At 72.6% G+C, this 13,409-nt stretch carries 15 protein-coding genes and 1 rRNA gene; 6 read left to right on the top strand and 10 right to left on the bottom strand.

The features are described from left to right. The first annotated feature begins 169 nt into the window (after window positions 1-169). Window positions 170-286: ribosomal RNA gene (rrf, locus tag ACFVU3_RS21955) — 5S ribosomal RNA — on the top strand. A gap of 82 nt (window positions 287-368) precedes the next feature. On the opposite strand, the gene ACFVU3_RS21950 is transcribed toward rrf, so the two are convergent. The 3 genes from ACFVU3_RS21950 to ACFVU3_RS21940 all read right to left on the bottom strand — a co-directional run bounded on the left by ACFVU3_RS21950 (window position 369) and on the right by ACFVU3_RS21940 (window position 1,683). Next, window positions 369-764 (bottom strand): toxin Doc, encoded by a 396-nt coding sequence (locus tag ACFVU3_RS21950; RefSeq protein ID WP_390068489.1) that lies wholly within the window; start codon window positions 762-764, stop codon window positions 369-371. A 2-nt stretch (window positions 765-766) separates the two neighbouring features. After that, window positions 767-1,024: an antitoxin MazE7 gene (locus tag ACFVU3_RS21945; RefSeq protein ID WP_390068487.1), complete on the bottom strand. Its 258-nt coding sequence runs from the start codon at window positions 1,022-1,024 to the stop codon at window positions 767-769. Window positions 1,025-1,434: 410 nt separating this feature from the next. Further along, the gene (locus ACFVU3_RS21940) at window positions 1,435-1,683 is read right to left on the bottom strand and encodes a hypothetical protein (RefSeq protein ID WP_390068485.1); all 249 of its coding nucleotides are present in this window, start codon (window positions 1,681-1,683) and stop codon (window positions 1,435-1,437) included. A 210-nt stretch (window positions 1,684-1,893) separates the two neighbouring features. Between ACFVU3_RS21940 and ACFVU3_RS21935 the strand changes: the two genes are divergently transcribed. Beyond that, entirely contained in the window at window positions 1,894-2,523 is a 630-nt protein-coding gene (locus ACFVU3_RS21935) for a flavin reductase family protein (protein ID WP_390068483.1), read from the top strand. Window positions 2,524-2,657: 134 nt separating this feature from the next. Here ACFVU3_RS21935 and ACFVU3_RS21930 read toward each other — a convergent pair whose 3' ends face one another. From ACFVU3_RS21930 to ACFVU3_RS21920, 3 genes are all read right to left on the bottom strand, one after another. Next, complete coding sequence (locus tag ACFVU3_RS21930; protein ID WP_390068481.1) at window positions 2,658-3,362, bottom strand: maleylpyruvate isomerase family mycothiol-dependent enzyme; 705 nt, start codon at window positions 3,360-3,362, stop codon at window positions 2,658-2,660. A 44-nt stretch (window positions 3,363-3,406) separates the two neighbouring features. Continuing rightward, complete coding sequence (locus tag ACFVU3_RS21925; RefSeq protein ID WP_390068479.1) at window positions 3,407-3,940, bottom strand: GNAT family N-acetyltransferase; 534 nt, start codon at window positions 3,938-3,940, stop codon at window positions 3,407-3,409. A gap of 224 nt (window positions 3,941-4,164) precedes the next feature. Further along, window positions 4,165-4,827 carry a M15 family metallopeptidase gene (locus ACFVU3_RS21920; protein ID WP_390068477.1) on the bottom strand — a complete coding sequence of 221 codons (663 nt, stop codon included), beginning with the start codon at window positions 4,825-4,827 and terminating at the stop codon, window positions 4,165-4,167. Window positions 4,828-5,258: 431 nt separating this feature from the next. Between ACFVU3_RS21920 and ACFVU3_RS21915 the strand changes: the two genes are divergently transcribed. Continuing rightward, window positions 5,259-6,998, top strand: a complete 1,740-nt coding sequence (locus ACFVU3_RS21915; RefSeq protein WP_390068475.1) for a lysyl oxidase family protein — start codon at window positions 5,259-5,261, stop codon at window positions 6,996-6,998. Between the two features lie 102 nt (window positions 6,999-7,100). On the opposite strand, the gene ACFVU3_RS21910 is transcribed toward ACFVU3_RS21915, so the two are convergent. Both ACFVU3_RS21910 and ACFVU3_RS21905 read right to left on the bottom strand, forming a co-directional pair. Further along, entirely contained in the window at window positions 7,101-7,535 is a 435-nt protein-coding gene (locus tag ACFVU3_RS21910) for a hypothetical protein (protein ID WP_390068473.1), read from the bottom strand. A gap of 148 nt (window positions 7,536-7,683) precedes the next feature. Next, complete coding sequence (locus tag ACFVU3_RS21905; protein WP_390068472.1) at window positions 7,684-8,193, bottom strand: GNAT family N-acetyltransferase; 510 nt, start codon at window positions 8,191-8,193, stop codon at window positions 7,684-7,686. A 295-nt stretch (window positions 8,194-8,488) separates the two neighbouring features. Here ACFVU3_RS21905 and ACFVU3_RS21900 point away from each other — a divergent pair, with 295 nt between their 5' ends. Both ACFVU3_RS21900 and ACFVU3_RS21895 read left to right on the top strand, forming a co-directional pair. Beyond that, window positions 8,489-9,700: a Rieske 2Fe-2S domain-containing protein gene (locus ACFVU3_RS21900; RefSeq protein ID WP_390068470.1), complete on the top strand. Its 1,212-nt coding sequence runs from the start codon at window positions 8,489-8,491 to the stop codon at window positions 9,698-9,700. A gap of 94 nt (window positions 9,701-9,794) precedes the next feature. Beyond that, entirely contained in the window at window positions 9,795-10,805 is a 1,011-nt protein-coding gene (locus tag ACFVU3_RS21895) for a hypothetical protein (protein ID WP_390068468.1), read from the top strand. Between the two features lie 171 nt (window positions 10,806-10,976). Here the strand turns inward: ACFVU3_RS21895 and ACFVU3_RS21890 are convergent, their stop codons facing one another. Next, window positions 10,977-11,387 (bottom strand): hypothetical protein, encoded by a 411-nt coding sequence (locus ACFVU3_RS21890; protein WP_390068466.1) that lies wholly within the window; start codon window positions 11,385-11,387, stop codon window positions 10,977-10,979. A gap of 333 nt (window positions 11,388-11,720) precedes the next feature. Here ACFVU3_RS21890 and ACFVU3_RS21885 point away from each other — a divergent pair, with 333 nt between their 5' ends. Then, a complete protein-coding gene (locus ACFVU3_RS21885; protein WP_390068464.1) occupies window positions 11,721-12,101 on the top strand; it encodes an FKBP-type peptidyl-prolyl cis-trans isomerase in 381 nt (126 codons plus the stop codon). A gap of 294 nt (window positions 12,102-12,395) precedes the next feature. Here the strand turns inward: ACFVU3_RS21885 and ACFVU3_RS21880 are convergent, their stop codons facing one another. Next, window positions 12,396-13,409: a TolB family protein gene (locus tag ACFVU3_RS21880; protein ID WP_390068462.1), complete on the bottom strand. Its 1,014-nt coding sequence runs from the start codon at window positions 13,407-13,409 to the stop codon at window positions 12,396-12,398.

Raw genomic sequence — 13,409 nt, 5'->3', positions numbered from 1 at the left:
CGGATGTGGAAGCCCAGTAATGGGTGGAGCTGACCGGTACTAATAGGCCGAGGGCTTGTCCTCAGTTGCTCGCGTCCACTGTGTTAGTTCTGAAGCAACGAACGGTTGCTGGTTTCTAGAGCTAGAACACAACTACAGAGTGTGCTTGTTCGCTCGAAACCGATAGGGTTTCGGTGGTCATAGCGTTAGGGAAACGCCCGGTTACATTCCGAACCCGGAAGCTAAGCCTTTCAGCGCCGATGGTACTGCAGGGGGGACCCTGTGGGAGAGTAGGACGCCGCCGAACAATCATTGTGGGAAAGCCCCGCACCTCATGGTGCGGGGCTTTTCTGCGTTCCAGGCCGGATGAGTACGGCCGGCTCGCCCGGTCACGAGTCCGACGGTGGCGTGTGCTGCCAGGAGCGCAGGCGGTCGGCGATGGCGTACGAGTCCATGTGCAGGGACTTGATGTCCTCGATGAGACGGATCCACTGCCGCTGGTCGGCGCTCACCGTCAGGCCGGATGCCTCGATGTACGCGACGGCGACCGCGTATCCGTACAGCTCGTTGCGTGCGGGCAGCGGGCGTTGCAGGACGATGGTGTCGAGGAGTACGGCGGCTCGCCAGTACGGGTCCGGGTCGGATGCCTCGAGGTGGGGTGTGTTCACCCGGTGCCGGGCGACGGCGGCGACGAGGGCCGAGTAGTCCCAGACGTCCAGGTGTCTGCCGCCGAGGACGCGTTCCTGCCGGTCGAGGAGCCATCGGACGTCGATGTGAAGGTCCAAGATCAGGCTGCCCGGTGGGCGCGGCGGCTCTCGCCTGCGGATGCGGGAAGGCCGCCGAACGCTTCGTCGAAGGCGTCGACGAAGCCGGGCCGGTCGAGGGCCGACTCGTACGACGAGGTCGCACGGCCGAGCAGCGCCTGGTGCTCCTCCTGCCGGGACAGGGAATCGAGATAGGAGGCGAGGCTCATGCCGCGGCCCTTGGCGAGGGCCGCGAGGCGGTCCCTGGTGTCGGTGGTGATGCGGACGCTCGTATCGGCCATGCAGCGAGTATGCACGAGTGCATGCGCCGGTGCATGCGGATGCGCGGAAGTCGTGGCTGAGGCGCCCGGGAGGCGGACGCGGTGGCCAGCCCTCGGCGGTGCGGGTCGGCCGGTGGGATGCGCCGCGCGTCGGGGCGTACCGGGAGGACCAGGGTGGGCGTCGGATGAGGACGAGCAGGCCCGACGGCGAGGGCGGCGGTGCTGAGGCTGACGGGCCGGGCCGCGAGCAGGATCAGGAGGAAGGCCGCCCAGGGCCTGTCTGAAGGTCGTATGAGCTGATCAGGGACGTGACCTACTGTTCGCTGAACGAAGGGGGGCGCGTGGCACGCGATACAGCTGGAGTAGGGGCGGGGATGAAGGGGATCAGGTTTCGTGCCTGGCGCGGAAATCACTACGTGACGCTGGCTGAGCTACTGGTGCGCCTCGGCAGCTTCGGCCTGGACCTGACCTGGCGCGTCGAGTGCGACGAGATCGTCGATCCTCGCTGTGTCGAGATGGGAAAACGGTCCGCCGGCGCCGGCATGGACACGCTGACCTTGTTGTCGCTGACGACCCCCTTCCTCCAGTTGATCGACGCCGAAGCGCGTGGCTTCGCCGAGGACGAGCTGGTGCTCGTCCTGACCGAGTTCGACAGTTCCTCCTGGGATGACCGTCCCCATCCCGCGCTGTCCCGTTGGACTGGGCTGAGCTGCGCAGACGTCAGGCTGTCGTGTGTCCGGCGTCCAGCGCCGCGTACGGCAGACGCAGGTGGAGTCGGAGGGCGGCGAGATCGGGCTCGTCGGCGTGGACGTCGGTGCTGGTCACGGGCCCATGGTCGGGGGCCTTTACTTCGGTGTGCGCCGAAGGATCGGCCACCTAGCGTTCTCCGCATGACGACCGACACACATCGAGTGATACGTCCGAGCATCCTCTACTTCGGCACCCCCGTGGTCCTCCTCAGCACGGAGAACCGGGACGGCACGTTCAACCTCGCCCCCGTCTCGTCCGCCTGGGCGCTGGGGCAGCATGTCGTGCTGGGCCTCGGCAGCGACGGCCAGACGGCGCGCAATCTCGCCGAGCGCCCGGACCTGGTGATCAACCTCGCCTCCCCCGACCTGTGGGAGCGGGTGGAGCGGCTCGCACCGCTGACCGGCGCCGATCCGGTGCCGGAGAGCAAGCGGGCGGTGTACCGGTACGAGCCCGACAAGTTCTCCGCCGCCGGGCTGACCCCGCAGCCCGCCGGCGTCGTACGGCCGCCCAGGGTCGCCGAGTGCCCCCTCCAGCTGGAGGCGAGGGCCGTCGCGCTGCACCCGGGAGGCGGGGGGAGCTTCCTCTCCGTCGAGTGCGCCGTGGTGCGCGTCCACGCCGCCGAGAGCATCGTCGTCCCCGGCACGGACCACGTCGACCCGGGGGAGTGGAGCCCGCTCATCTACAACTTCCGCCACTACCACGGGCTCGCCGCCGAACGCGGCCATGGCTTCCGCTCGGAGACGGCCAGGAAGCCGGCGCGGATCGGGTGAGCGAGTCCGGGGCGTGCCCCGACGATGCGCGGTCGCGGCGTCGGGGCGCGCGCCTCGGAGGTCGTATCACCGGCCTTCTCGTGACCCCCGACAACGGACAGGTGCTGTCGGTCCGGACGACGGCGTCCGCGGCTCTAGCCCAGGGCGAGCCAGCGGAGGCCGAGTCGTTCGACCCGCTCGGTCTCCGCTTCGCTCAGCGGCTCACGGCCCGTCGCCTTGCGCAGGAACCGTGTCCGGCTCCAGCCCAGGGACGGGAAGGCCGCCACCTGATCCTGGCCGAGGAGCAGCTCCGTCAGGGCGTCGGCGGCGGCAGGGGTCAGCCACGGCTCGCGCCCGAGCGCGTCGGCCAGGTCCATGCCGTGGACGGCGACCTCCACCACGCGGGTGAGGAGGAACTCCGACAGGAGCATGGCGTCGCCATGGCGCGTCCGCACGGTCCGGCCGGCCGGCTGGTCGCGGCACAGGCGGTCGACCCGTCGCCAGGCCGCGGTGTACTCCTCGGCGAAGGCGGAGCCGTCGGCCGACCGTGCCGCACGGTCCTGCGCGAGGGCGATCCGGGTGTCGTTGGTCCCGGGCGAGAAGCGGTCGTCCGGGCGGTAGTACCCGGTCGCCGAGACCTCCGGCTCGTCGGGTGCGGGCGCGGCCAGCATGCCCGGGAGCCAGTCGATCACGACGCATACGTGCCCGAGGAGGTCGAGCACGCTCCAGGGGGTGCAGCGGGTCGGAAGGGCCCACTCGGCCGGGGAGAGGCCCGACACGGCATCGGTCAGGGCCTCGGCCTCCTGGCGGAAGGCGTCGAGTACGCGGTCGTGATCCACAGCGGTGGTGTTCCCCAGCATCGTCGGGCGGGTTCCTGTTCGTTCGGACGGTCGGTGGTCTGCTCTCAGGACGCCGCGGGACCCGGGCGTTCCGCGCGGAGCAGGGAGTAGATCACCGAGTCGTTCCACTGCCCGCCGCGCCAGACCGCGGACCGCAGCACGCCTTCCTTGACGAAGCCGGCCTTCTCCAGTGCCCGCTGCTCGGCGAGGTTGGCCACGTCCGTCCACGCCTGGATCCGGTCGGCCCTGGTGTGCTCGAACAGGTAGTCCGCCAGGAGCTGGTGGGCCTTGGTGCCTATACCTCGGCCGCGGGCGGAGGGGATCAGGCCGATGGCGAGGCTCCAGTTCGTCAGGTCCGCGGGCCCCCACGTACCGGGGAACCACTTGACCCGGCCCACGGTCTCCTCGCCCTCGACGACCGAGAAGAGGCCGCCGTCGGGGCCGAGGAGGCCGTTCTCCGCGAAACGACGGCGCAGGTCGGCCGTCGACTGGTGGCCGAACCACTGATGGACGCCCCAGCCGTCCGGCCCGTCGAACTCGCGCTCCCACACGTCGAGGTCGTCGGCGGTGACGGGGCGCAGCGTGATCTTGTCCGACATGGAACGGCTCCTGATCCTCCCGGGCGTGCGGCTCGATTCCCCACCGCGGTTCGCTTCTCCACAGGGGTTCGATTCCGCACGGCCACGACGGCGACGGCTTGTGTACTCCCCCGTGCCGACGCGCGCGGGCGGGGCGCCGGTTGCGTCCGTCCGGGAGAAAGATCGTCGAGCCGGTTCCCGGTCTGCCGTGCGTGGCGATCCTCACGGGGCGTCGACGGATCGATTCAGCTGCGCGCGTCGATCTCCTTCGGGCCGTAGACGGCCGCGGCGGCGCCCGTCATCAGGGCCCAGTAGCGGTCCCCGTAGGACCAGTGCCACCACTCCGTCGGGTAGTTGACCAGCCCCGCGGCCGTGAGCACGGAGCCCAGGAGTTCGCGGTGGGCGCGCGCTTCCGCGCCGATGCCGGGGGCGTCGGTGTAGCAGGCGCCCTGGCTCTCCTCCGGGTCCGCGTTCATGCGCGTGCCCAGGTCCAGCTCGCGCCCGTCGGCGTCGGCGAGGGTGAGGTCGACGGCCGCGCCGGCGCTGTGCGGGGCGATCGACGGCGGTGACACGTACCGGCTCGCCGCCGTGTGGATCTGCTCGGCGGACCAGTCCGGCTGGGCTGCGCGCAGCTGACCGGCGTACTCCTCGAAGTACTCCCGCTGGAGGGAGGGAGGCCGGTACCCCTCGACGAACAGCAGCCGCAGCCCACGCGGCAGGAGCTCCTGGGCGGCGATCAGCCGTTCCACCACGCCCTGCCGCAGGTACGCGAAGGCGTCTGCCGGGTCCTGTTTGCGGGTGTCGACCAGCAGCGCGCCCCCTCCACGGACGTCCACGAGGGGCTCACCGCATTCGGCGACGGGTAGGGCGGCAACCCGCGGGTCCGACATCAATACGATCTTGGTCATGCTCCGATCATGCCGCAGAGCGCGGGGCGCCCGGATCACCGGGGTTCGTCCGCGAGCCGGCGGACGCCTCCCGCCGGTCGTGTCGTGGGGGCGCGGGGCCGGCCTCGACCGCGGGGGCTCGTACGGAACCGCGGGTCCCGTTCCGCTGGCGTGTTCTGGTCCATCGGGAGAGGTCCCGCACCCTCTCGCCCCGAGTCGTTCTCGCCCAGGTGAGAGGGGCATCAGGCGGCCGTGTCCGGCTTTCTCCGCAGGAGTGGCTTCCGGCCAACATCGTGGCGTTTCGGCTCTCCCGGACAACCAGGCGCGCGGCGCTCTCCTCTCATAGCGCGGGTGCAGCGAGCACCCGACACCGCGTGAGCCCCGGGGCCGTGAACGTCCCGCCCGGCCGCGGCCGCATTGCTTCCCCACAGCATCCGGAGGACGAGAGAACGATGACCACGACGCGCACCAACCGGCTACGGCGGCCGCTGCTCGCGGGCACCACGGCTGTTGCCGCCATGGCCGTGACGGTCGGATTCATGACCGCCGCGCCGGAGCGGGCGACGGCCGCGACGACGCCGAAGCTGAGCCTCATCGCGGCGACCGGCTCGGTCACGCTCACCTCCTGGAAGGAGGAGCCGGGCGTCTACCTGGACCTGGGCACGTACCTGACCGCCGAGGGGGCGCCCCTGGAGCTGAAGGTGACCCGGAAGTCCTACAAGGAACCGGTGACGATCAGCCAGACCGTGTTCGAGGGCGGCAAGACCAAGACGAAGGCGCTGCCGCTGGGCACCGTGAAGGACTTCTCCGGACTGCCCGGCTTCGCCGAGATCACCGTCACGGACAAGACCGGCAAGGTGGTGGCCAGCCGCAAGGAGAGCTTCTGCCCGAACAACGCCAGCGGACGGGTCCGGCCCGACGCGCCCGCCACCTCGAAGTATCCGGAGAGCTGCCCCACCAACCCCTTCACCCTCGGCTCCGTGTGGGGCGTGGAGAAGGGATGGGCCGCCAACACCTACGCCGGCTCCTACACCGAACCGGTGAAGCTCGCCGCGGGCACCTACACGGCCAAGGTCAGGGTCGCCAAGAAGTACCGGGACCTCTTCGGCATCGCCGACAAGCCCGCGACGGTGAAGGTCACCGTCGAGGAGCGCAGCTGGGAGAACGGCCGGGCGGCCGCCGCGGGGGAGCACGCCGGCCACGGTGCCGCGCACCAGGCCCCGTCCGGGCACGCCGGGCACGGAGCCGGACACGCCGCCACGCCCGCCCAGGCGGGCGCGCCGGTGACCAGCGGCGCCGGCCCCTCGTACAACGTGGGCCACGGCCCCCTGAAGGCCGCGCCCCCGGCCCTGCCGTGGGCCCTGAAGGCCCAGCAGGCCGGGCGGGTCGGTATCCAGGCTGCCGGTGACACCCCCGGGCAGACGGACGGCTCGCGCAAGGCGCCCGCCCTCACGCCCCGGGCCGCGCGCCCCACCGGGACCCCCTCCGTCCCGAACGTCCCCAAGCCCGACCTGCGGTCGCTGCCGGCCTACGGCATCACCATCAGCGACGGCGGCTTCCAGGACGTCCCCGGCAAGGACTACCTGGCCTTCAGCGCCAACGTGTGGAACGCCGGCCCGGCCCAGCTCGTCGTGGACGGCTTCCGTTCGCCCGGCAAGGCCAAGATGGACGCCTACCAGTACTTCTACGACGCCAAGGGCAAGCAGGTCGGCTACACCCCGACCGGCACCATGGAGTGGGACCCGCGCCCCGGCCACGTGCACTGGCACTTCACCGACTTCGCCAGCTACCGGCTGCTGAAGGCCGACAAGAAGGAAGCGGTGCGCAGCGGCAAGGAGGCGTTCTGCCTGGCCAACACGGACGCCGTCGACTACACGGTGAAGAACGCCAACTGGCACCCCAACAACACCGACCTGTCCACCGCCTGCGGTCAGGAGAACTCCATCTCCGTCCGCGAGGTGCTGGACGTCGGCTCCGGTGACACCTACACCCAGGACCTGCCGGGCCAGTCCTTCGACATCACGGACCTGCCCAACGGCACCTACTACATCCAGGTGCTCGCCAACCCGGCCAAGCGCCTGAAGGAGACCAACCTCGACAACAACAGCGCCCTGCGCAAGGTCGTCCTCGGCGGCACGCCCGGCCGGCGGACCGTCACCGTCCCCGCGCACGACCTCGTGAACGCGAACTGATCACCTCTTCCTCCGCGGCACCGGCCGGGCCGGCCCACGGGGCCGGCCCGGCCGTCCGCGCGCCGCGGTGCCTCGTCCGGCGGGTCAGGACGGTGGGCGCTCCTACGCGACCCAGCAGTAGAGGCTCCGGCCCTGGCGGCGGGCGCGGCCGGCGAGAGCGGCCAGATCGCCCAGGATCACGCCGGCGATCTCCGTGTCGATGACCTCGCCGTCCTCCGCCCGCTGGGTGGACCAGGCGACGGCGGCATCCCTCACCTGGTCCGGCCCGGCCCCGGCGAGTGCCGCGGACAGGCGTGGCGAGAGGGCGAGGACGACGGGTCCGTCATCGTCCGGGCCGGCGACGTGGCGAGGCTTGTCGGCGTCGACGAGCTCCTCGAAGGCGACGCCGGAGAACCAGCACTCCCACTCGATCAGCGCCTCCTCGGCGTCGAAGTTGCCGAAGGAGAGCGACTCGAACGCGGGTCCCGGCCCGGTCGGAGGGACCAGGGCCGCCGACGCGTCGTCCGGAGCCGCGAAGAACTCGACGATGATGCTCATCCGGGCATCATCCCGGCATCGGGCCGGACCGCCGCCCCCGCCCCCGCCCACGGCCCCACCCCCGCCCACGTCCCCGCCCCCCGCCCGCGTCCGTGGTCGCACGCGCCGCCGATTCCGCCTTCCGGCGGGGTGGGCTGCTTCCGGAGGGTCAGGCCGAAGTGGCGGCGGTGGCGCTCAGGGCGGCGACGATCTCCTCGTCCTCGAAGTCGCCGGTGGGCCTGAAGCCGAGCGACTCGTAGAGGACGGCGGCGGGCGCGTTGTCCGGGTGGTAGGAGAGCCGGACCTCACGGCAGTCCGGCAGGGCCGCGAGCCGCCGTATCAGCGCGCGCACCGCGGCGCGGCCGACGCCCTTGCCCTGTTCCTCGGCGTTCACGATCATGCCGCCGATCCAGTGGGTGCCGTCCTCGTCGTCGTACGCCCACATGACGTGGCCCACGACCTCGTCACCGGCGCGGACGGCGAGGGAGTTCCACAGTCCACCGCGCATCGAGAGCAACAGGTAGCGCGCGCCGAGCGCGGCCACGAAGCGACGCTGGCCGTCGGCCGGCGCCACGTCCGCGACGCTCCTCCAGTTCTCGTCGGTGATCTCCTCCAGCACCACGGCCCGGCCCTGACGGTCGGTGAGTTCGGGCATCGTTTCCATGTTTTCGTTCAGCATCCCTTCATGATCGACCATCCACGGGGCCGGCCGCTCCGCCGCACGTCCCGACGCTTCCCGTCCGGCGGCCCCGGGCCGGCGCGCCGCCTCGGGCCGTTCCCGTGGACGCGGCTGCGCCGTCACCCGGATGACACGCCCCTCCGGCGTCCCGTACCCCCGTGGGCCCGGGGCACGGGGCCCCACGGTGACGGGGCGGGCGGGTGACGAATCGCGCGGGGGAGCGGGGCGTGTTCCGCTGGAAGCGGTGTGCCCGTGAGGCGAACGTCCGGTGCGGGGTGACGAGAGGGAGAGGCGGATGACCGACGAGGCGAACGCCGGCCGTGGTGCGGGGCCAGGAGTGGAGGCCGGTGTCAGGGGTGCGGTGGACGGGTCGGTGGACGGGTCGGTGGACGGTGACCGCCGGGCGGGGGAGGTCGACCTGCGGCGCGTCGGAATCGATCCGGACTTCTGGTACCCGGTCGCCCGCTCCGCGAGCCTGACCAGGAAGAAGGTCCGGGCGACGTCCTTCGCCGGCCGGCGCATCGCGCTGTACCGGGGAGCCGGGGGGACCGTGTACGCCCTGGAGGACCGCTGCGCCCACCGCCAGGTGCCGCTGAGCCTGGGAGTGGTCGAGGGCGAGACGCTCCGCTGCTGCTACCACGCGTGGGCCTATCGGGGGAACGGGCGGATCTCGCAGATCCCCTACCTGCCCAAGGGCGCCCCGAGGCCGCCGCGCGGGGTGCGCGCGTACCCCGTCCGCGAGCGGTACGGACTCGTCTTCGTCTTCCCCGGCGACCCCGACCGGGCGGAGGCGACGCCCCTGCCCGTGCTGCCCGAGGCGGACTCCGCCCGGCACCGGACCATGATGTTCGCCCGCACCGTGCACTGCCACTACTCGTTCCTGCACGAGAACCTGCTCGACATGAACCACCAGTTCCTGCACCGGGGGGTCCTCGGCCGGATCCACCCCGAGCTGCTCGGGTACGACACGAGCCCGAACTCGGTGGAGGCCCGGTACCTCTTCGTGCCGTCCGGCGGGCGGAAGGACCGGGGCGCGGGGCTGCTGTCCGCCGAGGGCAGGGGCGGCGCCTCGACGCCCGACGTGGTCACCATCCGCACCGAGTACCCCTACCAGACGCTCCAGGCCGTCCCCGAGTCGTCGGGCACGGCGGCGTTCTCCCTGTGGGCCGCCTACGTGCCGGAGGACGCCGAGCAGCGCCGAAGCCGCGTCTTCGGGCTGCTCATGATCGAGAAGCCGTCGCTCCCCGGCGCCCTCCACGTGGCGTGGCCGCTGATCCGGCGCTTCACCGAGCGGGTGTTCGCGCAGGACAGGATGGCCGTAGAGGCGGAGCAGCGGGCCTGGGACGAGCAGGGCGCCGACATGAACCAGGAGGTCTTCCCGCTGATCCTCGACGTACGGAAGGTGCTGCGCGAGAACGGAACCCCGCTCGGCCCCGCGCCCACCGCCCTGGCCGTCTGCCCGGAGGCCGACGGGTGCGCCGGCGCCCGTCCGGCCGCACCGTCCTGACGGGACGAGGAGGGTGCGGGCCCGCCCGGTCCGGGAGGGCCCCGCCGCCTCCCGTCCCACCCGCGCCGCCGGAGGGGTTGTTACCGTCTCCCGGATGGAGAAGACGATTCCGCGGGGCAGTTGGCTCGAGGCCGATGCCTTCCGCGAGCTGGTGAGAGAGATCGCCCCGCTCCAGGTGGGCGGATGGAGCGTGGCGGAGTTCGAGCGCGCCACCGCGGTGCTGGGCTGGGAACTCCGGGAGCCCACGGAGGTCGCCGGCCAGGTCTGGCGCCGCTTCGCTCCCCGGAAGGGACCATGGGGAGGCTACGGCACCGTCATCGCGGATCCGTCGGAGCCCGAGCGGATCCGCACGCTGCGCGTACCCGTCGTCGACCTGCCTCCCGAGGACGTGCGGACCGCCGCCGATCTGGTCCGTGCCGCCTGGTGGGTCATGGAGGAGGAGCTCGGCCGACCGGCGGCCTGGGGAGGAGACGTGGGGCCGTGGATGCTGTGGCGGCGCCCCGGCAGCAGCCTCGTCGTGCACGCGGACTCCGAGGGGCAGGTGGACCTCGACCTCGTCCCCACGGACACCGACGCCGATGCCGCCGGACGGAGCGGATCCCGTGGGGTCTGGCGCGCCGCCGACCCGGCCCACCTTCCCCCAGCACACGTCGCACCGGTCGGGACCGGCGACGGCTGGGACGCGGTGCGGAAGCGCCTGCACCAGGCGTTGCGCGCACTCGCCCACGACACCCCGTTCCTGCCGGGGCGGTTCATCCTGCACCTGGGGTCGGCCCAGGACCCCCAGCGGTTCGTCCAGTGCTGGAACGACGGCCTTGAGCTCGTCATCGAGGCCACCGGCCTCATGCACCACCCGGAACTCGCCGACCCCGCCCGCCTGTCGGAGAGCGGCTGGACCCTCTCCCACTCCCTCTGGAAGCGGCGCTTCCCCGGCGCCATGGAGGACGGGACCGCCTCCGGAACAGCCGCCCGCATGCTCGTCGAGGCCCTGCAGGGCCTGGGCGTGGAGCGGGACGATCTCGTCTACGACGGGACCGTGTCCGGGCGCGGACACGGTTTCCACCTCGACCTTCCCCGAGCGGGCCTCCGGCGCGGCCGGTCGTGAGGCGGCCGGCCGTCAGGCTGCGAGCCGTACGGGACCGGGCCGTAGGAGACCGGGCCGTACAGGACCGGGCCTGACGGTCCGGGTTCGCCACCGACGCCGCCGCGTCCCGGTCGCCAGGTCACCGGCCGTCCCGCCTGCCGTCCCGCCGCCCGGCCGTCCGTCAGCGGCCGTCTACCAGCGGTCCCCGAGGCCGGTTCCGGGGCCGGGAAGTCCGCGCCCCCCGAAGTCGGGGGTCGCGCGTCCCGGCTGCCTCGGCGCGGCCCTCTGCCGTACGAGCGCCTGGGCCCACCCGGTGATGCGCGCCGGGCGGCCCTGGATCGAGGTGCGGTACTCCGGCTCCCAGCGGTCGCCCCGGCTGTCCGCCACTCCGTGCGGGGAGCGCCGGGCGGCGGGCTTGAGGACCATGCCGCAGTGCCCGTAGTGCGAGTCGCCGGCGTCGGCGAAGAACGGCCGGCCGGTGACCTCGAGGCACCCCTTCAGCGCGCCTTCACGGTGGTACACGGCAGGGACGGAGTGCCGGATCCCCGCCACGGACAGGACGATGCTCCGGGGTTCGGCCCGGTCGGAGGTGTGGTCGCTCACGGTGTTCTCCCTGCTGCCCGCCCCTGAGTCCCCGTGGGGACACCCATCGCAACGTAGCGTCCCCGCGGGGCAGATGGGGGTGATTCGAGCGAATCCCGCAGAGGCGGGCGCAGTTGACCGTCCTTCGGCTCGCGGGAGGGCCGCTGGGCGCCGTGTTCCGGGGCCGCGGTGCGCTGCGGGGTACGGAACTCTCTGTAGCGTGATCAGGGGAGGCGCGGGTCGCCGAGGTGCCCCCGTGCCGATGTGTCCTTGTGTCCCCATGTCCCTGTGTCTGCATGTCCGTGTGTCCGGCCGCTCCGCGTGCGGGCTCCGGCGGAGAGTGGTGAGGCTGCGATGAGTGAACTGACGAAGCCCGTGGTCGACGTTCCGGAGGGCGAGGCTCCCGCCGAGCTGACCGTCCGGGACCTGGTCGTCGGGGACGGGATCGAGGCGAAGCCGGGCATGGTCGCCAGGATCCACTATGTCGGGGTCACCTTCGCGTCCGGCGAGGAGTTCGACGCCTCCTGGGACCGGGGGGAGCCGTTCAAGTTCGCCCTGGGCGGCGGCAGGGTCATCAAGGGCATGGACCGGGGCATGCGCGGGATGAGGGTCGGCGGCAGGCGCGAGATCATCGTTCCCCCGCGCCTCGGCTACGGCAAGCAGTCGCCGTCGTCGGCGATCCCGGCGAACTCCACGCTGATCTTCGTGGTGGACCTCCTCTCGCTCGCCGTCTGAGGCCGATCCGTCGGGGCCGGGACGTGAACGGGACGGGACGTGAGAGAGCCCGCCGCCCCGGTCGGGCGAGGGGTGGGGGCCGGTGGTCCGGGCGCGGTTCGCGGTGCGACGGACCCCGGGCGGCTGAAGCGCGGCGGCGGGGCGCCGGTCCCGGAGGAGGACCTGCGCGACCGCTTCCCGCTGCGGCCGCGGCGCGTTCCGCGCCTTCGGCGAACCCGGCTACGCGAAAGCGATCCCGCGGAGCGGCACGGCGGATGACGGCCCGGCGCCCACCGGCCCCCTGGACGGCGGGTGTCAGGCGCCGCCGCGTGCGGGCGCTCCGCCCACGACCGTCGGGGAGGAGGCGCCCGGGGCGAGCAGCCGCGGCGCGCCCGTCCCGTCGGCGGCCACCGACCACACCCCGCCGCCGTAGCCGTACGCGAGGGTCTTCGCGTCCGTCCACAGCGCCTGGTCGTCGATGCCGCGCCGCTCGGCGACCGGGTGTTCGCGGCCGGTGGCCAGGTCGTACACGTACAGCCGCCACGGCTCGCGCGGCCCCTCGGACACCCGCTTCTTGAACGCGATCCGGGTGCCGTCGGGGGAGAGCGACGGGCACTCGACGTTCTCGCGCAGCGTCCGGGCCGACCACGTCGCCATGTCGCCCTCGACGAGGTGGGTGCGGCCGTCCGTGGAGACGGTGGCGTAGAAGCGGTTGTCGTCGGCGGCGAAGCTGACGCCCCAGTAGTTGACGTCGGGGGCGTGGTAGCGGCGTCCGCCGAGGGTCAGCGGGATCTGCTCGATGTTCTTGACCAGGTAGCCGGTGCGCAGGTCGAGGATGGATGTGCGGGTGGAGAAGGAGGACCGGGCGTAGGAGTCGCCGGTCGCGAACATCGTCCAGGCGAGCATGTTCCCCGAGGCGGAGACCCGCGCCCTGCTGGGGATGCCCGGCAGGCTCATGCGGCGCACCTCCCGCAGCTCCCGGTCGAGCACGATGACGTACGTGCGGGCCGGGACGCCTGGCCTGCGGCGGAGGCAGACCGCGGTGTCCCCGGCCGCGTGGAAGCGGTCGCAGGCCGGGCCGCCGGCCACCCGGCCGCCGGCCGCGGACGGGTCCACGCGGGCGACGCGTCCGGTCGCGGAGTCCCGCGCGTACAGCGCGCCGCCGCGGCCGGCGAGGGTGAAGCCGGGGTCGGTGGTGCCGGTGGCCTTGGCGTCGCGGTCCGAGGCCGCGCGCAGGGTGTAGGCGGTCGCCCCGCCGCCGAGCAGCAGGAGCGCGAGGACGAGGATCCACACGCGGGTACGGGTGGAGGCGCCGGTCAGGGCGGGCAT

The organism is Streptomyces sp. NPDC058052, from assembly GCF_042885515.1.
In the GTDB taxonomy this organism is placed as follows: Bacteria; Actinomycetota; Actinomycetes; order Streptomycetales; family Streptomycetaceae; genus Streptomyces.
Note: the sequence above shows the minus strand (reverse complement) of the source record. Positions and strands in the feature narration are given on the sequence as shown.

Coding starts and splice junctions, on each gene's coding strand:
- ACFVU3_RS21905 (WP_390068472.1), bottom strand. CDS start 8,193: ATGCTGAACGAAAACATGGAAACGATGCCCGAACTCACCGACCGTCAG.
- ACFVU3_RS21885 (WP_390068464.1), top strand. CDS start 11,721: ATGAGTGAACTGACGAAGCCCGTGGTCGACGTTCCGGAGGGCGAGGCT.
- ACFVU3_RS21900 (WP_390068470.1), top strand. CDS start 8,489: ATGACCGACGAGGCGAACGCCGGCCGTGGTGCGGGGCCAGGAGTGGAG.
- ACFVU3_RS21940 (WP_390068485.1), bottom strand. CDS start 1,683: ATGGGGACGGTCATCCCAGGAGGAACTGTCGAACTCGGTCAGGACGAG.
- ACFVU3_RS21895 (WP_390068468.1), top strand. CDS start 9,795: ATGGAGAAGACGATTCCGCGGGGCAGTTGGCTCGAGGCCGATGCCTTC.
- ACFVU3_RS21915 (WP_390068475.1), top strand. CDS start 5,259: ATGACCACGACGCGCACCAACCGGCTACGGCGGCCGCTGCTCGCGGGC.
- ACFVU3_RS21930 (WP_390068481.1), bottom strand. CDS start 3,362: ATGCTGGGGAACACCACCGCTGTGGATCACGACCGCGTACTCGACGCC.
- ACFVU3_RS21920 (WP_390068477.1), bottom strand. CDS start 4,827: ATGACCAAGATCGTATTGATGTCGGACCCGCGGGTTGCCGCCCTACCC.
- ACFVU3_RS21945 (WP_390068487.1), bottom strand. CDS start 1,024: ATGGCCGATACGAGCGTCCGCATCACCACCGACACCAGGGACCGCCTC.
- ACFVU3_RS21880 (WP_390068462.1), bottom strand. CDS start 13,409: ATGCCCGCCCTGACCGGCGCCTCCACCCGTACCCGCGTGTGGATCCTC.
- ACFVU3_RS21935 (WP_390068483.1), top strand. CDS start 1,894: ATGACGACCGACACACATCGAGTGATACGTCCGAGCATCCTCTACTTC.
- ACFVU3_RS21910 (WP_390068473.1), bottom strand. CDS start 7,535: ATGAGCATCATCGTCGAGTTCTTCGCGGCTCCGGACGACGCGTCGGCG.
- ACFVU3_RS21925 (WP_390068479.1), bottom strand. CDS start 3,940: ATGTCGGACAAGATCACGCTGCGCCCCGTCACCGCCGACGACCTCGAC.